Here is a 275-nt window from a genome sequence, read left to right as displayed (position 1 = left end):
TTGATGGATCTTCGTAGTCTGGGTTCCACCCAACTGCTCCTGAGAGATCCCAATCTTCTGCCGCAGCGCTTGCAGCATAGTAAGTGATATTGTTCAACTCATCTTTAGAAACTTGTTGGATATCAATGATTACATTGCCTTCGCCAAGTACTGTTTCAACTGATTGTTTGAAAGATTGGATACGTGCGATATAGTTTTTAGATGTTTGGTCTACTGGAATATCCAAGTGGATAGGGAATTTCACACCTTCTGCTTCCAATGCAGTTTTAGCTTTG

At 41.1% G+C, this 275-nt stretch carries 1 protein-coding gene; it reads right to left on the bottom strand.

What is annotated here, in order from left to right:
• The coding region (locus tag CF394_RS03570) for a hypothetical protein (RefSeq protein WP_439332853.1) at window positions 1-275 on the bottom strand (275 nt) is incomplete at both ends.

The organism is Tetzosporium hominis, from assembly GCF_002265435.1.
GTDB lineage: Bacteria > Bacillota > Bacilli > Bacillales_A > Planococcaceae > Chryseomicrobium > Chryseomicrobium hominis.
This window is presented reverse-complemented; position numbering and strand designations above follow the sequence as displayed.